Here is a 24,053-nt window from a genome sequence, read left to right as displayed (position 1 = left end):
GCTCGTCACTCGCGGGAGGCACTCCGGTGCGCAACCCAGGTCGAACCCTGTTGCGGTCCATGCTGCGCGGTTTCCGCGCGGCCGCGGTCTTCGCGCTCGTCCCGGCCGGCCTGCTCCTGGCCGGCGGCGGCAGCGCGTTCGCCGCGGTCACGACGACCGCGCGGGCCGACACCAACTCGGAGACCTTCGGCCTGCTCGGCCCCGTCGGGCTGGTTGCCGTTGCGCTCGGCATCGTCGGCATGACGCTCGGTGTGCTGCGCCAGCGCCGCAAGGCGCGGGTCGCCGAAGCCGCCCCGGCCCTGCCGGAAGAGAAGGACCCGGTGACCGCGATGGCCGAAGCCGTCCTCGGGGAGCCCGAAGCCTCGCCGACCCGGCCGTTCCTCACCCCGCGTCCGCACGCCTGAGGGCCCTCGCCGCCCGCCGGCCGGCCCGGCCTGGAAGAATCCTGACGTGTCCGAAGAGCAGACCGTCGCAGCAGAGCGCCGCCCGCGGGTCCTGTCCGGGATCCAGCCGACCGCCGACTCGTTCCACCTCGGCAACTACCTCGGCGCGCTGCGCCAGTGGGTGAAGCTGCAGGACACGCACGAGACGTTCTACTCCGTAGTCGACCTGCACGCGATCACCGTCGAGCAGGACCCGAAGGTGCTGCGCCAGCGCACCCGCGTCTCGGCCGCGCAGCTGCTCGCCATCGGCATCGACCCGCAGCGCAGCGCCCTGTTCGTGCAGAGCCACGTCCCGGAGCACGCCCAGCTGAGCTGGGTTCTCGAGTGCCAGACCGGCTTCGGCGAGGCCGGCCGGATGACGCAGTTCAAGGACAAGTCCGCGAAGCAGGGCTCCGACCGCTCCAGCGTCGGCCTGTTCACCTACCCGGTCCTGCAGGCCGCGGACATCCTGCTCTACCAGGCCGACGCCGTCCCGGTCGGCGAGGACCAGCGCCAGCACCTCGAGCTGACGCGCGACCTCGCGCAGCGCTTCAACAACCGGCTGGGCAAGACGTTCGTGGTGCCCGAGCCGTACATCATCAAGGACACGGCGAAGATCTACGACCTGCAGGAACCGACGGCCAAGATGAGCAAGTCGGCCTCGAACGTCAACGGCATCATCGAGCTGCTCGAGGACCCGAAGCGCTCGGCGAAGAAGATCCGCTCGGCGGTCACCGACACCGGGCGCGAGGTCCGGTTCGACGCCGAGAACAAGGCGGGCGTGTCGAACCTGCTGACGATCTACTCGGCACTGACCGACCGCACGATCGCAGACCTCGAGGCCGCGTACGAGGGCAAGGGTTACGGCGACCTGAAGAAGGACCTCGGCGAGGTGTTCGTCGAGTGGGTCACCCCGATCCAGGCCCGCGCCAAGTCCTATTTGGACGACGCGGCGGAGCTGGACAAGGTGCTCGCCGCGGGTGCCGAACGCGCGCGCGAGGTGGCGTCGAAGACGCTGGCCAGGACCTACCAGCGGATCGGGTTCCTGCCGCCGGTGCGGTGACCGCCTCCCTCACGTGAGCCGCTCGCGTTGCGGGGTGCACACCCCGTGGTTAGCGTTTCACGGTGGCGAACGAAGAGAAGGAAAAGCTGCTTCCGCGGCTGAAGCGGAAGTACCCGTGGCTCGACCACCTGATCCGGGCCAACGACGCCTTCACCGAGCGGTACGGCAACCACTACGCCGCCGCCATCACGTACTTCAGCGTGCTGTCGGTCATCCCGATCCTGATGGTCGCCTTCGCCGTGGTCGGGCTGGTCGTCAACAACGACCCGGACATCATCCGGCAGATCCGCGACAACATCCAGCACTCGGTGCCGGGTGGCCTGCAGACCTTGGTGACCGGCATCGTCGACGCCGCGCTCAAGTCCGGCAGCGGGATCGGGATCTTCGGTCTGCTCATCGCCCTCTACTCCGGGATCGGCTGGATGGCCAACCTCCGCGACGCGCTCACCGCGCAGTGGGGGCAGGAGAAGCAGGCGCAGCCGTTCCTCAAGCAGACGGCCAAGGACCTCGTCGCGCTGGTCGGGCTCGGCGTCGCGCTCGTCGTGTCGTTCGCGCTGACCGCGATCGGCGGCGGGGTGGGGCACTTCCTGCTCAAGCTGGTCGGCCTCGACCAGGCCGCCTGGGCGAACTTCCTGCTCCGGGTGGCGACGATCGTGCTCGGCCTGGCCGCCAACACCCTCGTCTTCCTCTGGGTGATCGCCCGCCTGCCGCGCGAGCGCGTCGCGCTGCGCAGTGCCGTGAAGGGGGCCGTGTTCGCCTCCGTCGGGTTCGTCATCCTGCAGCAGGCGGCCACCGTCTACCTCGCCAGCGTGACGAAATCGCCCGCGTTCGCGCTGTTCGGGCCGGTCATCGGGTTGCTGGTGTTCGCCAACCTCGTCTCGCGCTTCCTCCTGCTCGTCACGGCGTGGACCGCGACGGCGGCGGAGAACGAGCGCAAGGTCGTCGCGCCCCCGCCGCCGGTGCGGCTCGAGCAGCAGGTCACCGTGCAGCGCGGACCCGGTTTCGGGGCCGTCGCCGGTGCGTTCAGCGCCGGTGCGTTGCTCGCCTGGCTGGGGCGCCGCCGGTCTTGACACCGGGGAGACCAGTAAAGAAACTGAACCGGTAAGAATTCTGAACCGGAGGGTTTCGTGCTGCTGGACGCCGCCCGCGAGTGTGCCGCCCTCGCCAAGACCCTTGCCCCGGTCACCGAACGCGAACGCGCGCTGCCCGCGGAGCTCGTCACGATGCTCACCGACGCGCAGCTGTTCCGCACCGGCGTCCCCGGCTACCTCGGCGGCCCCGAAGCGCCGCCCGCCGTCAGCCTCGAGACCGCCGAGACGGTCGCGCGCGGGGACGCGTCGGCCGGGTGGTGCGTCTCGATCGCCGTGACGAGCAGCTTGCTGTCCGCCTACGCGCCGCGGAAGTGCGCCGACGAGGTGTTCGGCGACCCGCGCACGGTCGCCGCCGGTGTCTGGGCGCCGCGCGGCACCGGGCGCAAGGTCGACGGCGGGTACGTCGTGACCGGCCGCTGGGCCTTCTGCAGCGGCATCCCGCACGCGGACTGGCTCTTCGCCGGCTTCGTGCACGAAAGCGCCCTTTACGTCGCGGCGCTGCCGAAAGCCGAGATCGAGGTGCTCGACACCTGGCACACCAACGGCCTGCGCGGCACCGGCAGCCACGACTGCGTCGCCGACGAGCTGTTCGTCCCCGAACACCGCGTCTTCTCCGTCATGGGCGGTCCGCCGCCGGAAGCCGTTGCGCTGCACCGGTTTCCGCTCTTCGGGTTCTTCGCGCTCTCGGTCGCGGCGGCCGCGCTGGGCAACGCCCGCGGCGCGATCGACGACCTCGTCGAGCTCGCCTCGACACGCAAGCCGCTCGGCTCCAGCCGGTCGCTGGCCGAGCGGTCCCAGACCCAGGCCGCCGTCGCGGAGGCCGAAGCCGCCCTGCGTGCGGCGCGGCTGCTCTTCTACACGAGCATCGACGACGCCTGGCAGGCCGCGCAGGGCACCGAGCCGGTGCCGGACGCGCTCAAGCTCGGCCTCCGGCTGGCTGCCACGCACGTCACGCGCACGGCCGCGAAGGTCGCCGAAAGCATGTACGACCTGGGCGGCGGCGCGGCGATCTACGAGACCTCACCGCTGCAGCGGCGGTTCCGCGACGCGCACACGGCGACCGCCCACTTCCAGGTGAACCCGGCCAGCTACGAGCTGTCCGGCAAGCTGCTGCTGGGGGTCCCCGCCCGCACGGAGCAGCTGTGAACGACCTGGCGCACCGGTTCACCGCGGACTCGGTCGGCCGCGCCCTGGACCTGGTCGGCGAGCGGTGGAGCCTGCTCATCCTGCGGGAGTCGTTCTTCGGCGTCCGCCGCTACGGCGAGTTCGCGCGCAACCTGTCGATCCCGCGCCCGACGTTGTCCGCCCGGCTCAAGACACTCGTCGACGCCGGCGTGCTCGAACGGGTCGATCCGGTGCCCGAGTACGTGCTGACCCGGACCGGGCGCGACCTCTTCGGCGCCGTCGTGACACTCATGCAGTGGGGCGACAAGCACCTCGCCGGTCCCGAAGGGCCGCCGATCCGGCTGCGGCACAAGGACTGCGGCGAGCTCGCCGACGTCGTCGTCACCTGCCGGCACTGCGGCGGGGAGATCACCACCGGCCGGGTGACGCCGGAGCCGGGTCCCGGGTTCCGCTAGCGCAGGGCCTTCTTGCGCTGGTGGCCGACCACGAAGCCGCCGACGATGATCAGGAACACCACCAGCGTGATGATCCAGCCGGTGACGCCGAACGGGTCGTCCTTGGCCGCGGCGGCCGCGGACGTGCCGCCGTTGCCGTTGCCGGTGCCGCCGTCGGCGAGCACGGACGGTTCGCCGTTCTCCGGCGTCGCGGCCGGCGCCTGGTAGGTGATCTGGCCGACCGGCGTCGCACGGTCGTCCTCCAGCGCGAAGCCGTAGTCGAGCAGCTTCGCCGCCTGGTCGACCACCTTGGTCGGCTTCTGCTCGGCGCGCAGCATGACGACCGCGAGCCGCTTGCCCTTCCGCTGGGCCGCGCCGACGTAGGTGTGGCGGGCGTCGTCGGTGAAGCCGGTCTTGCCGCCGAGGAAACCGGGGTAGACGCCGAGCAGCTTGTTGTCGTTGAAGATCGGGATGGCAGGCTTGCCGCCGGCCGCGGGGATCTCGAAGTTCTTCGTCGCGACGACGCTCGCGAACTCCGGCTGCTTCATCGCGTAGTGGAAGATCAGGCTGAGGTCGTAGGCCGACGTCGACATGCCCGGCCCGTCCAGGCCCGACGGCGTCGCGGCGCGCGTGTCGAGCGCGCCGATCTTCGCGGCCAGCGCGTTCATCTTCGCCACCGTGGCGTCCACCCCGCCGAGCGCCGTGGCGAACGCGTGCGCGACGTCGTTGCCCGAGTGCATCAGCAGGCCGTGCAGCAGCTGGTCGACGGTGTACTGGCCGCCGGCGGCGAGGCCGACGCAGGTGCACTCCTGCTCGGCGTCCTCCTTCGTCGCGACGATCGGCTGCTGCGGCTGCAGCTGGGTGACGACGAGCAGCGCGAGCAGCGTCTTGATCAGCGACGCGGGCCGCTGCCGGGCGTGCGGGTCCTTGGCCGCGACGATGGCGCCGCTGTCGAGGTCCTGCACCACCCACGACGCCGCGGTGTTGCCGTCCGGCGGGTTGAGGGCGCCGTCCGGGGTGACCAGGCCGCACTCGGCCATCCGCGGGCCGCCGACCGGGACGGCGGGCACGGCCAGCGGCGGCGGGGCCTGCTTGCCCGGCGCGGGCTTCTCGGACGTGTCGACCGGCGGCGGCGGGGCCTGGTGGTTCGCGCACTGGCCCGGCTGCGCCGCGGCCGCGAGGGCGGGCGTGCTCAGGGCCAGGAGGGCGGCGGCGAGCGTCGTCGTGAAGACCTTGAGCGACCGGGAGACAACGGAGTGCACCCACGCAATCTAGCGCCGGGGCCCGCGTCGCATACTCAGGGGCATGCGCATTTCGCGAGGCACCTCGCTGTTCCTGCTGGCCTTCGGTGTGTGGTCGTGGATCATCTGGATCACCTTCGCCAAGAACCTGTGGGACAGCGACCGGTCCTGGACCCCCGACGGCTCCCCGACGGCGTACTTCGTCGTGCACGCCGTGCTGACCGTCGTCTCGTTCCTGCTCGGCACGGCCATCGGCGTGCTGGGCTGGCGGGGCGTGCGTGCTTCTTCGCGGGTCGGCGCCTCCTGACTTTGGTCGGTGGCGCGGCCTCCGGGGCCGGTTTAGGTTGACGCCACTGACCCTGGAGGTGGAATGTCCCGTATACGCCGAATGGCGGCCCCGCTCGTGCTGGCCGTGGGCGGCGGCCTGTTCGTCGCGGCACCGGCGGCCGAGGCCGCACCGGTCGCCTGCGACACGACGAGCACGCCGTACACCTACGTCGTGACCTACCAGCCGGGCACCGGGGCTTCGGCCGTCGACCGGGAACTGGCGGCCAAGTGCGGCACGAAGGTCGCGTACTACGCCGAGATCGGCGTCGCGATCGCCAGCTCGCGCAACGCGGACTTCCAGCAGAAGATCGGCGTCTACCGGGCCTACTCGGGCGGCAAGGACGTGGCGGCAACGTCCGGCGCGGCGGCTCGTTCCCTCGGCGCGGTGAAGACGCTGGAGGACACGCGTTCGACGGCGGCCGAGGGTGACCTGTCGGCGCAGCAGTGGGACATGAAGGCGATCCACGCACCGGAGGCCAACAAGATCTACCAGGGCAGCCGGTCGGTGACGGTCGGCGTGCTCGACTCGGGCATCGACGCAACGCACCCGGCACTCCGCAACGCGGTCGACGCCCGCTCGTCGGCGGGCTGCGTGACGGGCGCACCGGACCCGACCCCGGCATCCTGGGCCCCGACGACATCGGACCACGGCACGCACGTGGCGGGCACGATCGCGGGCAAGGACCCGGCGGCGGGCTTCACGGGCATCGCCCCGGGCGTACGCCTGGCCTCGGTGAAGGTGGTCAACGACGCCGGCTACATCTTCCCGGAGTCAGCGGTGTGCGGCTTCGTCTGGGCGGCGAAGCACGGCTTCCCGGTGACGAACAACAGCTACTACATCGACCCGGGCATGTTCTTCTGCTCGCACGAGGCAGGAGACGCGGCGGCGTACGAAGCGGTCCGCCGGGCAATCGAGTTCTCAACTCACCACGGAGTGCTGAACGTGGCCGCGGCGGGCAACTCGGGCTTCGACACGACGAAGCAGACAACGGACCCGAACCGCCCCCACCCGGTGGACGCATCGTGCGGCATCCTCCCGAAGTCGATCGACGGAGTGCTGAACGTGTCATCGGTGGGCTACGCGGGCACAAAGTCATCGTTCAGCAACTACGGCGAAATCGACGTAACGGCCCCAGGCGGCGACTTCGACCAGACACCACCAGAGGGAGCGGGCCCGGCGTGCCCGCTGTCATCAACGGTGTTCGGCGGCCAGTACGGCTCGAAGTGCGGGACATCGATGGCATCCCCGCACGTGGCCGGGGTCGCGGCCCTGCTGGCATCGCGCTTCCGCGGGATCCCGCCATGGGCGTTGTCCCGCATCCTGGAGGGCGAGGCGGACGTGGTGAAGTGCACGGCAACGGAAGCGGAGTGCACGGGCCCGGCGAAGAACAACTCGTACTACGGCCACGGCCTGGTCAACGCACTGGACGCGGTCCGCTGACCCCACCCCAATAAAGGAGCAGGGTGGTCATCCCGTCGCCTGAGGCCGTCAAATCACTTTGAGCCAGGCCCGCAACATAGAGGCCAACGCGAGAAGACAGCGCAAGCTTGCGGGCCTGGCTCAAAGTGATAGGCCTCAATCAGGCGACGGGATGACCACCCAGCGGCCCACGTCGAAAACGAGAGATGGGCACGCAAGAGGGGGTCATCCCAGAGCCTGCCCGTCCGGCGAGGACATGCTTTTGTCTTTTGCCGCGGCAGAATTCTCTGCCGCGGCCAGGCAGCGGGTCCGACCTCCCCCGCCCCTCCGGTGGGAGTGTCAGTCGCCGCTCGGGTTTGTCAAGGCGGGAAAGCGTGCCTTGACAAACCCGACCGTCGACTGAAAAGCGGCTGGGATGAGGGGCGGGGGAGGTCTGGTGACGTCGTTGGTCGCCTCCCGCTGCCGGCCGCCGGTTTTTGTCGGTGTCCTCCGGTAGCGTGGAAATCGGGGGCTGCTCACAACGAAAAGGCCCTCCGGCATAACTCGCCGGAGGGCTTTTCGCGAACAACTCAAACGCGCTTGAACAGCAGCGCGCGCTTCACTTCCTGGATCGCCTTGGTCACCTGGATTCCACGCGGGCAGGCGTCCGTGCAGTTGAACGTCGTCCGGCAGCGCCAAACACCCTCGCCGTCGTTGAGGATGTCCAACCGCTCCTCCGCTCCCTCATCCCGGGAGTCGAAGATGAACCGGTGGGCGTTGACGATCGCCGCCGGGCCGAAGTAAGACCCGTCGTTCCAGTACACCGGGCACGATGACGTGCAGCAAGCGCACAGGATGCACTTCGTCGTGTCGTCGAAACGATCCCGGTCGGCCTGGGACTGGATGCGCTCGCGCGTGGGCTCGTTGCCGTACGTGATCAGGTACGGCTTGATCGCGCGGTATGCCTCGAAGAACGGGTCCATGTCGACGTAGAGGTCCTTCAACGTCGTCAGGCCCTTGATCGGGGCGATCGTGATCGTGGTCTGCTTGCCGTCCTTCGCCAGCAGGTCCTTCATCAGGACCTTGCAAGCCAGGCGGTTGATGCCGTTGATCTGCATCGCGTCGGAGCCGCACACGCCGTGCGCGCACGAGCGGCGGAACGAGAACGTCCCGTCGATGTAGTCCTTGACGTAGAACAGCAGGTTCAGCAGCCGGTCGGTGCGCTGGGCCGGGACGTCGTAGGACTCCCAGTGCGGCTCGCTGTCCACCTCCGGGTTGAAGCGGAGGATCTTCAGCGTGACCGTGATCGGCGTGTGCTCGTCCGAAGCGGAAGAGGCAGGAGCTTCAGCAACGCTAGTCATCAGTACTTCCGCTCCATCGGCTCGTAGCGGGTGAAGGTGACCGGCTTGTAGTCCAGCCGGATGTCGGACGACAGACCCGAGCCCTGCTTGTAGGCCATGGTGTGCCGCATGAAGTTCGTGTCGTCGCGGGTCGGGTAGTCCTCGCGGGCGTGGCCGCCGCGGGACTCCTTGCGCGCCAGCGCGCCCACCACCAGGACCTCGGCCAGCTCCAGCAGGAAGCCCAGCTCGACGGCCTCGAGCAGGTCGGTGTTGTACCGCTTGCCCTTGTCCGACACGGTGATCCGCTGGTACCGCTCCTTCAGTGCCTGGACGTCGGTCAGCGCCTGCTTCAGCGTGTCCTCGGTCCGGTACACCGATGCGTGCGAGTCCATCGTCTGCTGCATTTCCTTGCGGATGTCGGCGACGCGCTCGTCGCCGTGCTCCGACAGCAGGCCCGCGAGCTGCTCCTCGACCAGCTGGGTCGGGTTCTCCGGCAGCTCGACGTGGTCGTGCGCCAGCGCGTACTCCGCGGCGGCGATGCCGGCGCGGCGGCCGAACACGTTGATGTCGAGCAGGGAATTCGTGCCCAGGCGGTTCGAACCGTGCACGGACACGCACGCCACCTCGCCCGCCGCGTACAGGCCGGGGATGACGTTCTCGTTGTCCCGCAACGCTTCGCCGTGGACGTTGGTCGGGATCCCGCCCATCACGTAGTGGCAGGTCGGGAACACCGGCACCGGCTCCTTCACCGGGTCGACACCCAGGTAGGTCCGGGAGAACTCGGTGATGTCCGGCAGCTTCGTCTCGAGGACCTCGACCGGCAGGTGCGTGACGTCGAGGACGACGTAGTCCTTGTTCGGGCCGCACCCGCGGCCCTGCAGCACTTCCTGCACCATCGAGCGCGCCACGATGTCGCGCGGCGCGAGGTCCTTGATGGTCGGGGCGTAGCGCTCCATGAACCGCTCGCCGGAGGCGTTGCGCAGGATCCCGCCCTCGCCGCGGACGGCTTCGGAAATGAGAATCCCCAGGCCCGCGAGGCCGGTCGGGTGGAACTGGAAGAACTCCATGTCCTCCAGCGGGAGGCCCTTGCGGAAGATGATGCCGAGGCCGTCACCGGTGAGGGTGTGCGCGTTCGACGTCGTCTTGAAGATCTTGCCCGCGCCGCCGGTGGCGAACACGATCGACTTCGCCTGGAAGACGTGCAGCTCGCCGGTGGCCAGCTCGTAGGCGACGACGCCGGAGGCGACCGGGTTGCCGCTCTCGTCCTCGGACAGGATCAGGTCGAGCACGTAGAACTCGTTGAAGAACTCCGTGCCGTACTTGACGCAGTTTTGGTACAGCGTCTGCAGGATCATGTGACCGGTGCGGTCGGCGGCGTAGCAGGCGCGGCGGACCGCGGCCTTGCCGTGGTCACGCGTGTGCCCGCCGAACCGGCGCTGGTCGATCTTGCCTTCCGGCGTCCGGTTGAACGGCAGGCCCATCTTCTCCAGGTCGAGTACCGCGTCGATGGCCTCCTTGGCCATGATCTCCGCGGCGTCCTGGTCGACGAGGTAGTCGCCGCCCTTGACCGTGTCGAAGGTGTGCCACTCCCAGTTGTCCTCTTCGACGTTCGCCAGCGCGGCGCACATGCCGCCCTGGGCCGCGCCGGTGTGGGACCGGGTCGGGTAGAGCTTGGTGAGGACCGCGGTGCGGGCGCGCTGGCCGGACTCGATGGCCGCGCGCATGCCGGCGCCACCGGCGCCGACGATCACCACGTCGTACTTGTGGAACTGCATGGGAAAAGTCTCCGTGGCTTCAGTTCGCGGGCATGTTCGGGTCGAACGTGAAGATCACCATCGTGCCGACGGCCAGGATCAGCACCATCGAGACGTACAGCAGGATCTTCAGCCAGAACCGCGTGCTGTCCTTGCGGGCGTAGTCGTCGATGATCGTGCGCAGCCCGTTGCCGCCGTGGATCTCGGCGAGCCACAGCATCAGCAGGTCCCAGAACTGCCAGAACGGCGAGGCCCAGCGGCCGGCGACGAAGCCCCAGTTGATCCGGTGCACACCGCCGTCGAGGATGTTCATGATCAGCAGGTGGCCGAGCACCAGGATGACCAGGACGAGCCCGGAGATCCGCATGAACAGCCAGCTGTAGAGCTCGAAGTTGCTCCGGCGGGCGGCGGGACGCTTCGGCGCGCGCGGGTTCGCGAGGGCGAGGTCGGCCATGTCAGTTACCCCCGAAGAGCGTTTCGACGGTGCGCTTCAGCATGAAGAAGGCACCGGGGACCATCACGACGACCCAGACGACGCCGATGACCCACAGCATCGCCTTCTGCAGCTTCGGGCCCTTCGACCAGAAGTCGACCAGCATGACGCGGATGCCGTTCAGCGCGTGGAACAGCACCGCGCCGACCAGGCCGACCTCCAGGAGGTTCACGATCGGCGTCTTGTAGGTCTCGATGACCTGGTCGTAGGTGTTCGGCGACACGCGCACCAGCGCGGTGTCGAGCACGTGCACGAACAGGAAGAAGAATGTGAGCACGCCGGTGATGCGGTGCAGCACCCAGGACCACATGCCGGGGTCGCCCCGGTAGAAGGTCCCCTGCCGGCGTGAGGCACCCGCCCGATCGCTCGCCCCTGCCGCTGTGGCAGTGCTCGCCGTGGTGGACATCGGTGAACGGCCTCCAACGTCTGACTGTGCGCCCGGTGGCCGGTGAGGTCCGCAGTCGCTGCCGGAGCGGCGGCTATGCCGAAGTCAACGTCATCGAGCCTGGATGAATCGGATGCTAGACCCGCACCCGGAACGCGGCTCACCTCCGGGTTCCCCTCTGTGATGGACCAGACACCGGTACTCCCGCACCGCCACCCGGCGGTGTGGTGCAGCGCACTCGGCGGCCCGACGGCTTTGATCGTCCCGCTGACCGGTCATCGGACCTCTGAAAGATCTGATATCTGATGCGCTACGCCGAACGGCTGGTGGACTCCGACGGTTATTGACCATCTGCCACGTCGTCCCTAGCGTCGCTCGGGCAAACATCGGATCTCTCACGATGGGGTGACGTTCTGGTGCGACGACTCGGCCTGGTGATCGCCGTCGCGGCCCTGCTGCCCGTGGTGTCGGTCACGCCCGCGCAGGCACTGCCCGACGGACTGGCGCTGACGCCCCCGATGGGCTTCAACAACTGGAACACCACGGGCTGCGCCGTGGACGAGCAGATCATCCGCGACACCGCCGACATCTTCGTCGACAAAGGACTCAAGGCGGCCGGCTACGAGTACGTCAACGTCGACGACTGCTGGGCCGAGCCGGAGCGCGACGCCGGCGGGCACATGCAGGCGAACAAGGCCCGGTTCCCGAGCGGCATCAAGGCACTGGCCGACTACGTGCACGCGAAGGGCCTGAAGTTCGGCCTCTACACCAGCGCCGGCACGCTGACCTGCGCCAAGACCCAGCCCGGCGCGCTCGACCACGAGGACGTCGACGCGCAGACGTTCGCGGACTGGGGCGTCGACTACCTCAAGTACGACAACTGCAACAACCAGGGCCGTCCCGCCGTTGAGCGCTACACGAAGATGCGCGACGCGCTGAAGAAGACGGGTCGCCCGATCGTGTACTCGCTCTGCGAGTGGGGCGAGAACAAGCCGTGGACGTGGGGTGGCGACGTCGGGCACCTCTGGCGGACCACCGGCGACATCAAGGACAACTGGGCCAAGATGGTCCAGATCCTCAAGGCGAACGCGCCGCTGGCGCCGTACGCCGGGCCGGGGCACTGGAACGATCCCGACATGCTCGAGGTCGGCAACGGCGGGATGACGACCGCGGAGTACCGCTCGCACTTCTCGCTGTGGGCGATGATGGCCGCCCCGCTGCTCATCGGCGCCGACCTGCGCAAGGTGTCGCCGGCGAACTTCGACGTCCTGCGCAACGCCGAGGTCATCGCGCTCGACCAGGACCGCCGCGGTGTCCAGGCGCGCGTGCTGTCCAACCAGGACGGACACTGGGTCTTCGCCAAGCCACTGGCCGACGGCGACGTGGCGGTCGCGTTGTTCAACGAGACGACGTCGTCCGCCACGATCGGCACCACCGCGGCCGCGGCCGGGCTGCCGCAGGCCGCCGGGTACACCGCCCGCGACCTCTGGGCGCACCGCGACCTGCAGACGGCGGGCCGGATCTCCGCGGTCGTCCCGCCGCACGAGACCGTCGTCTACCGGGTGCACGCGGGCGGCTCGTGGTGGCGGAACGCGCCGCTGGTGAGCACCGGTGTCGAGGTCGTCACGTCGGTGCCGGGCGTCCCGGGCGAGATCACGCCCGCCGGGAAGCCGTTCGAGGTCACGGTGTCCGCGACCGACGAGGCCCGCGTCCCGGTGTTCGACCCGCGCGTCACGCTGACCGCGCCCGCGGGCTGGCGGGTCGAGCAGGTGGCCCGGCCGCGGAAGGTCGTGCTCGGGACCGGCGAGAGCGCCACCGGCCGCTGGCGGGTGACCCCGCCCGCCGGCACCGAGGGCACGTCGGCGGTGCTGCACGGCGGCGTCACCTACCGCGCGCTCGGGTTCGGGCAGGTCACCTGGTCCGGTGACCAGCAGGTGACCGTGCCGGCCGCGCCGCCCACGGCGCCCGCGTGGGCCAGCGACCTGCGCTGGGCGGCGGAGAAGAACGGCTATGGCCCGGTCGAGCGGGACATGTCCAACGGCAGCATCCCGGCCGGCGACGGCAAGCCGCTGACCATCAACGGCGTCGTCTACCCGAAGGGCCTCGGGGCGCACGCGCCCAGCGAGGTCGTCTTCTACCTGGGCGGCCGCTGCACGGCGTTCACCGCGGACGTCGGTGTCGACGACGAGCGCGAGGCGACGAACAAGCAGGGCTCGGCGACGTTCGAGGTCTACGCGGACGGCGCGAAGGCCGCCTCGACGGGGGTCCGCACCTGGCAGGACCCGGCGACGCCGCTCGCCGCGGACCTGCACGGGGCGCAGTACCTGCGGCTGGTCGTCACCGACGGCGGCGACGGCAACTCCTACGACCGCAGCGACTGGGCCGCCGCCCGGCTGACTTGCGTCTGAAGGGACTTCGCATGAAGAAGCGCATGGGAACGGCGGCCGCCTTGGCCGTCGGGGTGGCGCTGGTCGGGTTGCCGGCCGCCGGGCAGCCCGCGCCGGTGACGTCCTGGACACTCACCGCGCCCGGGACGTCCCTGGCGCCCACGCCGGCCGCGCACATCGCGCTGGACCGGGGCAGGCTCACGCTGTCGGTCACCCGCGGCGCGACGACGGTGCTCGAGCCGTCCGCGCTCGGCGTCGAGACGGCGAACGGCGACCTCACCCAGGGGCTGAATGTCACCGGGTTCAGCCAGCGTCCGATCCACGACGAGTACACGACCACCACCGGCAAACGTTTGCGGCACACCTACGACGCCGCCGAAACCACGCTGGAGGTCAAGGGGCCCGGTGGCGCGTTCGCCGTCGTGTTCCGGGTCTCCCGCGACGGCGTCGCCTACCGGTACGTCTTCGACACCCCGAAGTGGGTGACGGTGGTGCGCGAGGCGTCGGAGTTCGCCGTCCCGCAGACCGCCGACTCCTTCCTGCTGCCGTTCGACAACGGCCGCAGCGACTACGAGAGCATCCACGTCCACAAGCCGGTCGCGCAGCAGGACCCGGTCGAGTACGGCTACCCGGCGCTGTTCCACGTCGGTGACACCTGGCTGTCGGTCCTCGAATCCGACCTGAACGGCAGCTACGCGGGCTCCCGGCTGACGCTCACCCCGCAGCACCGCTTCCAGCTCACCCTCGGCGACCCGGCGGAAGTCGCGAAGGGACCCCTGGCCACGCCGTGGCGGGCGATGATCGCCGGCGACCTCGCCACCGTGACGCAGTCCGACCTCTCCACCGACCTCGCGAGCCCGTCGATGATCACCGACACCTCGTGGATCAAGCCCGGCGCGGGGGCGTGGTCGTGGTGGTCGGAGGGCACCGGCGATCTCGCGCTGCAGGAGGAGTACGTCGACCTCGCGGCGAAGGAGGGTTGGGCGTACAACCTCGTCGACTCGGGCTGGAACGCCGCCTGGGTGCCCGACCTGGTCGCCTACGCCAAGCAACGCGGCATCGGCATCTGGCTCTGGGCCGACGCGAAGATCACCGACACCGACAGCGAGCGGGAGAAGAACTTCAAGCAGTACGCCGACTGGGGCGTGGCCGGGCTGAAGATCGACTTCGTCGAGTCCGAACGGCAGGACCGCACCCGCTGGTACGACGCGGTGCTCGCGGCGGCCGCGAAGTACCACCTGATGGTGAACTTCCACGGCGCGCCGATCCCGCGGGGCATCCAGCGGACCTGGCCGAACGTGATGAGCGTCGAGGCGGTGAAGGGCGCCGAGGGCACGAAGCCGAAGCCGGGGCGCGTGCCGTTCCCGATCGAGCACTACCTGACGCTGCCGTTCACGCGGAACCTGTCCGGCTCGATGGACTTCACGCCGGTGACCTTCACCGGCGTCCGGCCGACCAGCGACGGCGGCGAGCTCGCGCTGTCGGTGCTGTTCGAATCCGGCGTCCAGCACTTCGCGGACAGCGTGGCGAGTTACGACGCCCACCCCGTCGCCGAGCGGCTGCTCAAGGGCATTCCGACGGCGTGGGACGACACGCGGCTGCTGGCCGGCGACCCCGGGAAGCTCGCGGTGATCGCCCGCCGCAGTGGCGCGCAGTGGTACGTCGGAGCGCTGGCGGCGGGGCCGGCGACGCGGCTCGACGCGCCGCTCGATTTCCTCCCACCGGGTGATTGGCTCGCCGAAATCCACGGCGACGGCGCCGACGGGCAGCTTCAGGTCACGACACAGCGCGTGACATCCGGCGGTGTCCTCACCGTTCCGGTGGCCGCGAACGGCGGATTCGCGGCGCGCCTCTGCGTTGCCCCCGCCGGGGCGTCGACCTGCCCCTGAGTAGCCCGAATGGCCTCTGCGGGCCGCCATCGGGGCACGGAACGCCCTGGTGGCGGCCGCCGAGGGCCGGTTTTCGCCCCGCGGCTGCGCCGTTCGGATGATCACGTTCGGTGTCCGATTCGTCGCGCGTGCGACTCGTGAGTAAACGTTTGTGTTACGTAGCGTGCCTTTCCTATGGCGCATTCCTGTCCGCCGGGTACGGTCTGGCGGTCGACCCGGCAGTAGGGCCGGGCCGTGCCCTTGACCATCCGCTGGATCAGCGGGGAGGGAGAAACACGTTGCGTCGCATGCGTGGAACCGCGCTGGCCGCCGTGGCCATGGCCGGGGTGCTGACCCTGGCCGGGTGCGCCAAGGATTCCGGCGGTGGTAACAGCTCGAACAACACCGCGGCCTCGTCGGGCGGTTCCGACTGCGTCACCGCGCAGAAGCCGCCCGCGGCGCCTGCCGCGTCGAGCAGCACGGCCGCGGCCGGTGGCAAGGTCGACGGCAGCAAGCTGAAGATCGGCCTGGCCTTCGACGTCGGCGGCCGGGGTGACGCGTCGTTCAACGACGCCGCCGCCGCGGGCACCGACAAGGCCAAGTCCGACCTCGGCGTGACGACGGTGAACGAGAGCACCGCGTCCGCGAGCGAGGCCGAGTCGGCCAAGCAGCAGCGCCTCGACCAGATGGCTTCGCAGGGCCTGAACCCGATCGTCGCGGTCGGCTTCGCCTACGCCGACGCGGTCAAGGCCGTCGCCGCCAAGTACCCGAACACCAAGTTCGCGATCGTCGACGACGACTCGATCACGCTGCCGAACGTGACGCCGCTGGTCTTCGCCGAGGAGCAGGGCTCGTTCCTGGCCGGCGTCGCCGCCGCGTACAAGAGCAAGAGCTGCCACGTCGGCTTCGTCGGCGGTGTCAACACCCCGCTGATCCAGAAGTTCGAGGCCGGCTTCCTGCAGGGCGCGAAGACGGTTTCGTCCAAGATCAAGATCGAGGACGAGTACCTGACCCCGGCCGGTGACTTCTCCGGGTTCCAGGACCCGCCGAAGGGCAACGCGAAGGCCGCGGCCGAGATCGCCAAGGGCGCGGACGTCATCTACCACGCCGCGGGCGCCTCGGGTAAGGGCGTGTTCGACGCCGCGAAGGCCGGGAACGCGCTGGCCATCGGCGTCGACTCCGACCAGTACAACCAGAAGACCGTCGCGGCCGACAAGGACGTCATCATCACGTCCATGCTCAAGCGCGTCGACGTCGCGGTGTTCGACTACATCCAGGCCGTCGCCAAGGGTGACCTGACGACCCTGCCGAAGCGGTTCGACCTCAAGGTCGACGGCGTCGGCTACGCCACCTCCGGCGGCAAGGTCGACGACATCAAGGACGTCCTCGACGGCTACAAGGCCCAGATCATCTCGGGCGCGATCACCGTTTCGGACAAGCCGCAGAAGTGAGGCTTATTCTGGCTAGCCCGGCGCGACTAGCTGCAGGTAACTGCCTAAGCTGGCTTGCGCCGGGCGACGGTGGAATAAGCCTCACCTAGCTCAACGTGTGCCGGGGCTCGGAGGGATTTTCCCTCCGGGCCCCTCACGCGTTCCAGAGATATGGAATTCTCCCGCCCATGAGCACAGCCGAGGCCCCGGCCGAGGCCGTCCCCGACCGGGGCGTCCCCGCCGTCCAGCTGACCGGGATCACCAAGCGCTTTCCCGGCGTGGTGGCCAACTCCGACGTCAACCTCACCGTCGCCGCCGGCGAGGTGCACGCCATCTGTGGCGAGAACGGCGCCGGCAAGTCCACCCTGATGAAGATCCTGTACGGCATGCAGCCGCCGGACGAGGGCACCATCGCGATCAACGGCGAAGAGGTGAAACTGCGCAACCCGCAGGACGCCATCCGCGCCGGCATCGGCATGGTGCACCAGCACTTCATGCTCGCCGACAACCTCACCGTCGGCGAGAACGTCTTCCTCGGCGCCGAGGGCCTGCACGGCATCGGCCGGGCCGCCCGCGCGCGGCTGGCCGAGCTCGCCGAGCGGACCGGCCTGCACGCCAAGCCGGAGACGCTGCTGGAGGAGCTCGGCGTCGCCGACCGTCAGCGCGTCGAGATCGTCAAGGTGCTCTACCGCGGGGCGAAGATCATCATCCTGGACGAGCCCACCGCGGTGCTGGTCCCGCAGGAGGTCGACGCGCTCTTCGCGACCGTGCGGGAGATGAAGGCCGGCGGCTACACGTTCCTCTTCATCTCGCACAAGCTCGACGAGGTCCGCGCGATCGCCGACACCGTCACGGTGATCCGGCGCGGCACCACCGTCGGCACCGCCGACCCGAAGACCATCACCTCCCGCCAGCTCGCGGAGATGATGGTCGGGTCCGAGCTGCCCAGCCCGGAGACCCGCGAGTCCACCGTCACCGACCGGGACGTGCTGCGCCTGTCCGGGCTGACGCTGGGCGCCGAGGGTTCGGACCGCAACGCGCTCGACGACGTCACGTTCACCGTGCGCGCGGGCGAGGTGCTCGGCATCGCCGGCGTCGAGGGCAACGGCCAGACCGAGCTCGTCGAGACGATCATGGGCATGCGCAAGCCGTCCGGCGGCACGATCGAACTCGTGGACGCCGAGGGCAAAGCCCGGGACCTCACCAAGGCGGGCACGCTGGCGCGGCGCGAAGCCGGCATCGGCTACATCGCCGAAGACCGCACCCGGCACAGCCTGCTGCTCACGCAACCGTTGTGGGTCAACCGGATCCTCGGCTACCAGACCCGCGAACCGGTCTCGAAGGGCCAGCTGCTCGACATCGCCGGCGCCCGCGCCGACACCGAGCGGATCGTCCGCGACTACGACGTCCGGACGCCGGGCATCGACGTCCCGGCCGCGGCGCTCTCGGGCGGCAACCAGCAGAAGCTGATCGTCGGGCGCGAGCTGTCCGGCAACCCGGTGCTGCTGGTGGCCTCGCACCCGACACGCGGTGTGGACGTCGGCGCGCAGGCGCTGATCTGGGAGCAGATCCGCCAGGCCCGCGCCGCCGGGCTCGCGGTGCTGCTGATCTCCGCCGACCTCGACGAGCTGATCGGCCTGTCCGACACGATCCGGGTCATGCTGCGCGGGCGCCTCGTGAGCGAGGCCGACCCCGCCACCGTGACGCCGCAGGAACTGGGCTCCGCGATGACCGGCGCGGGAGAGGGTGACGAAGAATGACCTCCTGGCGCACGAAACTGCTGCCGCCGCTGCTGGCGATCGTCTTCGCCGTGCTGCTGTCGGCGATCGCGCTCATCATTTCCGGGGCCGACCCGCTGCAGGCGTACGGCACGATGATCGGCCAGATGTTCAAGGGCTCGACCGCGGTCGACACGGTGAACCTGGCGACCGTGTACTACCTGTCCGGGCTCGCGGTGGCCATCGGCTTCCAGATGAACCTGTTCAACATCGGTGTCGAAGGCCAGTACCGGTTCGCCGCCGTCGTCGCCGCCATCGCCGGCGGCGCCATGAAGCTGCCGCCGGTCATCCACGTCATCGCGATCCTGGTGGTCGCGGTCGTGGCGGGCATGGCCTACGCGGCGGTCCCGGCGATCCTCAAGGTGACGCGCGGGGTCAGCGAGGTCATCTCGACGATCATGCTCAACGCGATCGTCGCCGGCATCATCGCGTTCCTCATCAACGCCGACCAGTTCGGCGTGCAGCGCGGCAACAACATCGGCACCAGGGTGATCGAGCCGTCCGGCCGGATCCCGGGCATCCCGCTCGGCTCGGGCACGCTGTTCGGGTTCGTCGTCATCGCCGCGCTCATCGGCGGGGCCTACTGGTTCATGCTCAACCGCACCCGGTTCGGCTTCGAGCTCAAGGCGTCCGGCGAGTCCACCACCGCCGCGGCCGCGGGTGGCGTCAGCGCCAAGAAGATGACGCTGATCGCGATGCTGCTCTCCGGTGGCGTCGCCGGCCTGGTCGCCATGCCGGAACTGCTCGGCCGCGACTACAGCTACGGCATCACCGCGACCCAGATGTACGGCTTCACCGGCATCGCCGTCGCGCTGCTCGGCCGCAACCACCCCGGCGGCATCGCGCTCGGCGCGCTGCTGTGGGCGTTCCTCGACACCTCCGCGGTGTCGCTGGAGCAGATCAACGTGTCCAAGGAGATCGCGACGATCATGCAGGGCATCATCGTGCTGTCGGTCGTCGTGGCGTACGAAGTCGTGCGCCGGGCCGACCTCGCGGCCGAACAACGCAGAGTCGGGCGCGCCCTCGCCGGCGGCAAGGGTTCCTCGGTCGCCGAAGGGGGTGCGGTGTGAGCACCGACGTCGCTCTCGAGTCCGCCCCGGCCACGCCGGTGCGGCGCCGCCGCGGCCGGATCCCCGGCTGGCTCCGCGGGGTCATCTGGGCCGTGATCGCCATCGCCGTCATCTCGACGGCGTCCTACTCCACCGGCGTCGCCGCGCTGACGTCGTCGAACACGGCGTCGACGGCGTTGCGCCTGGCCCTGCCGATCCTGCTGTGCGCGCTGGGCGGCCTCTGGGCCGAGCGCGCGGGCGTGGTGAACATCGGGCTCGAGGGCATGATGATCCTCGGGACCTGGGGCGCCGCCTGGGGTTCGTACTACGGCGGCGTGTGGTCCGGCCTGCTGGCCGCGCTGCTGTTCGGCGCGCTGGGCGGGCTGCTGCACGCGGTGGCGACGGTGACGTTCAACGTCAACCACATCGTCTCCGGTGTCGCGATCAACCTGCTCGGCCTGGGTGTCACGAAGTACCTGGCGAACCTGATCTTCGCGCCGATCTCCGGCAACCCGCGGCAGTCGCCGCCGGTGCCGAAGTTCGACACCTACTCGGCGACGTTCCTTTCGGACTGGCTGGGCGACCTGGAGAAGCAGCAGCGCGTCGGGATCTCCGACGTCGCCGGCATCCTGCGCGGGCTGGTCACCGAGGTGGCGCCGCTGACGATGATCGCGATCATCCTGGTGCCGGTGAGCTTCTGGGTGCTGTGGAAGACGCGCTTCGGCCTGCGGCTGCGCTCCTGCGGCGAGAACCCGGTGGCCGCGGAGTCGCTCGGCGTCAACGTCTACCTGCACAAGTACGTCGCCGTGATCATCTCCGGCGCGTTCGCCGGCATGGGTGGCGCTTCGCTGGTGCTGCTGCGCGGCGGCGCGGACTACCTGGAGAACCAGACGAACGGCCGCGGGTACATCGGCCTCGCGGCGATGATCTTCGGCAACTGGCGCCCGGGCGGCCTGCTCGGCGGCGCGGCGCTGTTCGGCTACGCGGACGGCCTGCAGCTCGCCGGCGGCGGCGAAGCGGTGCTCGCGCTGCTGTACGGCGCGGTGATCCTGGTCGCCGTGATCGTCATCGTGCAGCTGTTCCGTCGCCAGTGGATCGCGGCGGGGCTCGGCGTCGTCGGCGCCGGCATTCTGTACGCGATCTACTGGGCCAACGACACGCTGCCGTCGGACCTGATCCCGTACACCGCGCACTTCGTGACGCTGATCGTGCTGGCCGTGGCTTCGCAGCGGCTGCGGCCGCCGAAGGCCGACGGGCAGCCGTACCGGCGGGGTGAGGACTGATGACGTCCACTGTGGACTGGGACGCGCTGCGTTCTCAGGCGATCGAAGCGGCTTCCCATGCGTACGCGCCTTACTCGGGCCTGCACGTCGGGGTGGCCGGGATCGTCGACGACGGCCGGGTCGTGACCGGGTGCAACGTCGAGAACGCGTCCTACGGGCTCGGGTTGTGCGCGGAGTGCACGATGGCCGGGCAGCTGCGGCTGTCCGGCGGCGGTCGCCTGGTCGCCGTGGCCTGCCGGTCCGGTGCCGGTGACCTGCTGATGCCGTGCGGGCGCTGCCGGCAGATCCTGTTCGAGCTGGGCGGATCTTCGTGCCTGGTGGACACGCCGAGCGGGATCCTGCCGATGTCGGACGTCCTCCCGGACGCCTTCGGCCCGGACGACCTCCCGTGAGCGCGTTCGCGGCGGTCGACGTCATCCGCACGAAGCGGGACGGCGGTGTGCTTTCCGACGAGCAGATCGACTGGGTCATCGACGCGTACACCCGCGGTGACGTCGCCGAGGAGCAGATGTCGGCGCTGGCGATGGCGATCTTCCTGCGCGGGATGTCGCCGGCGGAGATCTCCCGGTGGACGCACGCGATGATCGCGTCGGGGGAGCGGCTGTCGCTTTCGGTCTCCCGGCCGACGGTGGACAAGCACTCGACGGGCGGGGTCGGCGACAAGATCACGCTGCCGCTGGCGCCGCTGGTGGCGGCGTGCGGCGCGGCCGTGCCGCAGCTGTCCGGGCGCGGGCTCGGCCACACGGGCGGGACCCTCGACAAGCTGGAGTCGATCCCCGGCTGGCGGGCCGCACTGTCCACTTCGGAGATTCAGGCGCAGCTGGAGGACGTCGGCGCGGTGGTCTGCGCGGCGACGTCCGGGCTGGCACCGGCGGACAAGAAGCTGTACGCGCTGCGGGACGTCACCTCGACCGTGGAATCGATCCCGCTGATCGCCAGCTCGATCATGAGCAAGAAGATCGCCGAGGGGGCGTCCGGGCTGGTCCTGGACGTGAAGTTCGGGTCGGGCGCGTTCATGAAGTCGCTGGAGCAGGCGCGTTCGCTGGCTGGTGCGTTGACGTCGATCGGTGCCGACCACGGCGTCCCGACGACGGCGTTGCTGACCGACATGAACGTGCCGCTGGGCCGGGCGGTCGGCAACGCGGTCGAGGTCGCGGAGTCGGTCGACGTGCTGAAGGGCGGCGGGCCGTCGGACGTGGTGGCGCTGACTCTCGCGTTGGCGCGGGAGATGCTGGCTCTCGCCGGTCTCGACGTGGACCCGGCGGCGGTGCTGGCTTCGGGCGAGGCGTACGAGGTCTGGTGCCGGATGATCTCAGCCCAGGGCGGCGACCCTTCGGCTGCTTTGCCCACGCCTTCGCACGTTCACGTCGTCGAGGCGCCTTCTTCCGGCGTGCTGGCTTCGCTGGACGCGTACGCGGTGGGTGTCGCGGCGTGGCGGCTGGGCGCGGGCCGAGCCCGCAAGGAGGACCCGGTCCAGCCGGCGGCGGGCATCCTGTGCCTGGCGAAGCCGGGCGACCGGGTCTCGGCCGGTGACCCGCTCCTGGAGCTGCACACGGACACGCCCGACGCGGTCCCCGCAGCCCTGGCGGCGCTCGAAGGCGGCTTCACGATCGCTGACTCGGCACCTGAGCCGGGCCCGATCGTCGTGGAGACGATCCGCGGCTAGCTCGCCTGTGATGATCATCGCGAAGATGATCACTCGATCGAGTGAATCCGTCGGCTGCTTCCCGCGGTGATCGAAGCCGAGCCACCCGGAACTGTCGGTGGTGCTCGGTAAGCTGGAAGACGGGGGGCGGAGGCCCGCCTTCCCCCTGCGAGCATGAAGAAGCCCCCGCCGGATCCCGGCGGGGGCCTTCTCATGTGGCCTGCTTACTCCGTGGCTTCTTCCGAGCCTTCGCCCGGCTTGGCCTTGGCGTCGGCCGGCTTCGGGGCGCGGCCGTTGCGGGAGCTGCGGCGCGGCTGGCGCGGGGCCGGCGGGGGCGGGGCGATCTGCTGGACCGCCGGGCCGCCGCCGAGCATCAGCTCCGCGAACGTCGCCATCGCCTCGTCGAGCTGGCCGCCGATGCGGCGGACGCTCTCGTCGTTGCTCCTGCGGACCAGCGTGTCCACCGAGTCGGTGTCCGGCTGCTTCGACAGCGTGCCCTCGACCTTCGACAGCCCCGCCTTGAGCGCGCCGTCGAGGTCGCCGATGCCGGAGAGGAAGCCGTCCTCCACCTTGTCGAGGCGGGAGGCCAGGTCGTCGAGGCGGGTGGTGACCGTCTCGAGCCGGTTGCCCAGGTTCTCCAGCCGGTCGGACGCGTCGATCATCTCGCCGGTCTCGGTCAGCGCGACCTTGAGCGCCTCGGTGTTGGCGTCGATCCGCTCGTGCGTCGTGCGGCCCAGCTCGCCGACCCGCTCCTGCGTGACGCGGCTGAGCTCGTCGACCTTGCCGCGCAGCTCGTGGTCGGCGTGGTCGACCCGGTCGCGCAGCGTCGACTCGGCCTGCTCGATCCGCTCGCGGACCGGGCCGTGCACCGACTGCGGCAGCGAGTCGAGCTTCGCGTCCTGCTTGTCGAGGTGGCCGCCCAGCTCGTCGAGCCGGCGGTGGATGTTCTGGAGCTTGTCCTCGAGCCCGTCCATCCGGCCGGCGACGCCTTCGAAGCGCGCGGCGACGCCGTCGAGACGGCCGTCGAGCTGCGCGAAGGGCTTGGCGAGCTTGTCGACGATGCTCTCGACGGCGCGGGTCAGCGCGGCGAGCGCGTTGTCCTGGGCTTCGAGGCGGGACATCGTCTCGTCGAGGCGCTCGGCCAGGACGCTGACCTCGGTGCGGTCGGGCATCTCGGACAGCCGCTTGCGGACCGCGCCCAGCGAGTCCACCGGCGCGAGGCGGGCGTAGATGTCGTCGAGCGCGTCGAAGATCTGCTGCTGCTCGCTCTCACGCACTTCGGCCGCGCGCACCAGCATGTTGCGCATCCGGTCGAAGGACGGGGCGGCAATGTGGTTGTCAGTGGTCACTGCTGTGTGTCCTTCGTCGGCGGGGAAATGGAGGGACGTGCCACGAAGCTTATCGATTGCAAAAATTGCTGTCTGTATGGCCCCCGTGAAGAGGCTATTGCGGAGGCTGCCCCCGGATGGCCGATTCGGCACATGATCCTCGACGCTGAGGGTTAGCCCGAGCCTGAGAGTTACGGCCATGTAGGGGAAT

General features: G+C 69.9%; 21 protein-coding genes. 15 read left to right on the top strand and 6 right to left on the bottom strand.

From position 1 onward, the window contains the following. Window positions 1–50 precede the first annotated feature (50 nt). The 5 genes from AB0M93_RS33250 (at window position 51) to AB0M93_RS33230 (ending at window position 4,156) form a co-directional block, all read left to right on the top strand. Window positions 51–404: a hypothetical protein gene (locus AB0M93_RS33250; RefSeq protein ID WP_364281060.1), complete on the top strand. Its 354-nt coding sequence runs from the start codon at window positions 51–53 to the stop codon at window positions 402–404. A 46-nt stretch (window positions 405–450) separates the two neighbouring features. After that, window positions 451–1,485: a tryptophan--tRNA ligase gene (gene trpS, locus AB0M93_RS33245; protein WP_364280885.1), complete on the top strand. Its 1,035-nt coding sequence runs from the start codon at window positions 451–453 to the stop codon at window positions 1,483–1,485. A gap of 62 nt (window positions 1,486–1,547) precedes the next feature. After that, window positions 1,548–2,555 (top strand): inner membrane protein YhjD, encoded by a 1,008-nt coding sequence (gene yhjD, locus AB0M93_RS33240; protein ID WP_364280882.1) that lies wholly within the window; start codon window positions 1,548–1,550, stop codon window positions 2,553–2,555. A gap of 57 nt (window positions 2,556–2,612) precedes the next feature. Next, a complete protein-coding gene (locus tag AB0M93_RS33235) occupies window positions 2,613–3,722 on the top strand; it encodes an acyl-CoA dehydrogenase family protein (protein WP_364280880.1) in 1,110 nt (369 codons plus the stop codon). Next, window positions 3,719–4,156 carry a helix-turn-helix domain-containing protein gene (locus AB0M93_RS33230; RefSeq protein WP_364280877.1) on the top strand — a complete coding sequence of 146 codons (438 nt, stop codon included), beginning with the start codon at window positions 3,719–3,721 and terminating at the stop codon, window positions 4,154–4,156. Before AB0M93_RS33235 ends, AB0M93_RS33230 begins: the two co-directional genes overlap by 4 nt. On the opposite strand, the gene AB0M93_RS33225 is transcribed toward AB0M93_RS33230, so the two are convergent. Continuing rightward, entirely contained in the window at window positions 4,153–5,397 is a 1,245-nt protein-coding gene (locus tag AB0M93_RS33225) for a D-alanyl-D-alanine carboxypeptidase family protein (RefSeq protein ID WP_364280874.1), read from the bottom strand. The two genes, AB0M93_RS33230 and AB0M93_RS33225, sit on opposite strands and share 4 nt — an antisense overlap. A 43-nt stretch (window positions 5,398–5,440) precedes the next feature. On the opposite strand from AB0M93_RS33225, the gene AB0M93_RS33220 reads away from it, so the two are divergent. Beyond that, window positions 5,441–5,683 carry a hypothetical protein gene (locus AB0M93_RS33220; protein WP_364280871.1) on the top strand — a complete coding sequence of 81 codons (243 nt, stop codon included), beginning with the start codon at window positions 5,441–5,443 and terminating at the stop codon, window positions 5,681–5,683. A 63-nt stretch (window positions 5,684–5,746) separates the two neighbouring features. Further along, window positions 5,747–7,144 (top strand): S8 family serine peptidase, encoded by a 1,398-nt coding sequence (locus tag AB0M93_RS33215; protein WP_364280868.1) that lies wholly within the window; start codon window positions 5,747–5,749, stop codon window positions 7,142–7,144. A 548-nt stretch (window positions 7,145–7,692) separates the two neighbouring features. Here the strand turns inward: AB0M93_RS33215 and AB0M93_RS33210 are convergent. The 4 genes from AB0M93_RS33210 to sdhC are packed head-to-tail and all read right to left on the bottom strand — an operon-like array spanning window position 7,693 to window position 11,095. Continuing rightward, window positions 7,693–8,463 carry a succinate dehydrogenase iron-sulfur subunit gene (locus tag AB0M93_RS33210; protein WP_364280866.1) on the bottom strand — a complete coding sequence of 257 codons (771 nt, stop codon included), beginning with the start codon at window positions 8,461–8,463 and terminating at the stop codon, window positions 7,693–7,695. Beyond that, window positions 8,463–10,217 carry a succinate dehydrogenase flavoprotein subunit gene (sdhA, locus tag AB0M93_RS33205; RefSeq protein ID WP_364280863.1) on the bottom strand — a complete coding sequence of 585 codons (1,755 nt, stop codon included), beginning with the start codon at window positions 10,215–10,217 and terminating at the stop codon, window positions 8,463–8,465. The genes AB0M93_RS33210 and sdhA overlap by 1 nt, the downstream gene beginning before the upstream one ends. Window positions 10,218–10,236: 19 nt before the next feature. Next, on the bottom strand, window positions 10,237–10,650 hold the full coding sequence (locus AB0M93_RS33200; RefSeq protein WP_013222764.1) for a succinate dehydrogenase hydrophobic membrane anchor subunit: 414 nt from the start codon (window positions 10,648–10,650) through the stop codon (window positions 10,237–10,239). Window position 10,651: 1 nt separating this feature from the next. After that, complete coding sequence (gene sdhC, locus AB0M93_RS33195; protein ID WP_103353015.1) at window positions 10,652–11,095, bottom strand: succinate dehydrogenase, cytochrome b556 subunit; 444 nt, start codon at window positions 11,093–11,095, stop codon at window positions 10,652–10,654. 395 nt (window positions 11,096–11,490) lie between these two features. Here sdhC and AB0M93_RS33190 point away from each other — a divergent pair, with 395 nt between their 5' ends. The 8 genes from AB0M93_RS33190 to AB0M93_RS33155 all read left to right on the top strand — a co-directional run bounded on the left by AB0M93_RS33190 (window position 11,491) and on the right by AB0M93_RS33155 (window position 22,535). Further along, entirely contained in the window at window positions 11,491–13,482 is a 1,992-nt protein-coding gene (locus AB0M93_RS33190; protein WP_364280860.1) for an NPCBM/NEW2 domain-containing protein, read from the top strand. Between the two features lie 11 nt (window positions 13,483–13,493). Then, entirely contained in the window at window positions 13,494–15,350 is a 1,857-nt protein-coding gene (locus tag AB0M93_RS33185; protein ID WP_364280857.1) for a glycoside hydrolase family 97 catalytic domain-containing protein, read from the top strand. A 287-nt stretch (window positions 15,351–15,637) separates the two neighbouring features. Beyond that, a complete protein-coding gene (locus AB0M93_RS33180; protein WP_364280854.1) occupies window positions 15,638–16,780 on the top strand; it encodes a BMP family ABC transporter substrate-binding protein in 1,143 nt (380 codons plus the stop codon). 167 nt (window positions 16,781–16,947) lie between these two features. Further along, the gene (locus AB0M93_RS33175; RefSeq protein WP_364280851.1) at window positions 16,948–18,519 is read left to right on the top strand and encodes an ABC transporter ATP-binding protein; all 1,572 of its coding nucleotides are present in this window, start codon (window positions 16,948–16,950) and stop codon (window positions 18,517–18,519) included. After that, window positions 18,516–19,607, top strand: coding sequence for an ABC transporter permease (locus tag AB0M93_RS33170; protein ID WP_364280849.1), 1,092 nt, complete (start codon window positions 18,516–18,518; stop codon window positions 19,605–19,607). The genes AB0M93_RS33175 and AB0M93_RS33170 overlap by 4 nt, the downstream gene beginning before the upstream one ends. Next, on the top strand, window positions 19,604–20,869 hold the full coding sequence (locus AB0M93_RS33165) for an ABC transporter permease (protein ID WP_364280846.1): 1,266 nt from the start codon (window positions 19,604–19,606) through the stop codon (window positions 20,867–20,869). Before AB0M93_RS33170 ends, AB0M93_RS33165 begins: the two co-directional genes overlap by 4 nt. Continuing rightward, a complete protein-coding gene (locus AB0M93_RS33160) occupies window positions 20,869–21,261 on the top strand; it encodes a cytidine deaminase (protein WP_091304561.1) in 393 nt (130 codons plus the stop codon). Before AB0M93_RS33165 ends, AB0M93_RS33160 begins: the two co-directional genes overlap by 1 nt. Beyond that, window positions 21,258–22,535 carry a thymidine phosphorylase gene (locus AB0M93_RS33155; protein ID WP_364280843.1) on the top strand — a complete coding sequence of 426 codons (1,278 nt, stop codon included), beginning with the start codon at window positions 21,258–21,260 and terminating at the stop codon, window positions 22,533–22,535. The genes AB0M93_RS33160 and AB0M93_RS33155 overlap by 4 nt, the downstream gene beginning before the upstream one ends. Before the next feature lie 203 nt (window positions 22,536–22,738). On the opposite strand, the gene AB0M93_RS33150 is transcribed toward AB0M93_RS33155, so the two are convergent. Continuing rightward, window positions 22,739–23,863, bottom strand: a complete 1,125-nt coding sequence (locus AB0M93_RS33150; RefSeq protein WP_364280840.1) for a PA containing protein — start codon at window positions 23,861–23,863, stop codon at window positions 22,739–22,741. Window positions 23,864–24,053 lie beyond the last annotated feature (190 nt).

The sequence above is a fragment of the Amycolatopsis sp. NPDC051102 genome, from assembly GCF_040682815.1.
GTDB lineage: Bacteria > Actinomycetota > Actinomycetes > Mycobacteriales > Pseudonocardiaceae > Amycolatopsis.
Note: the sequence above shows the minus strand (reverse complement) of the source record. Positions and strands in the feature narration are given on the sequence as shown.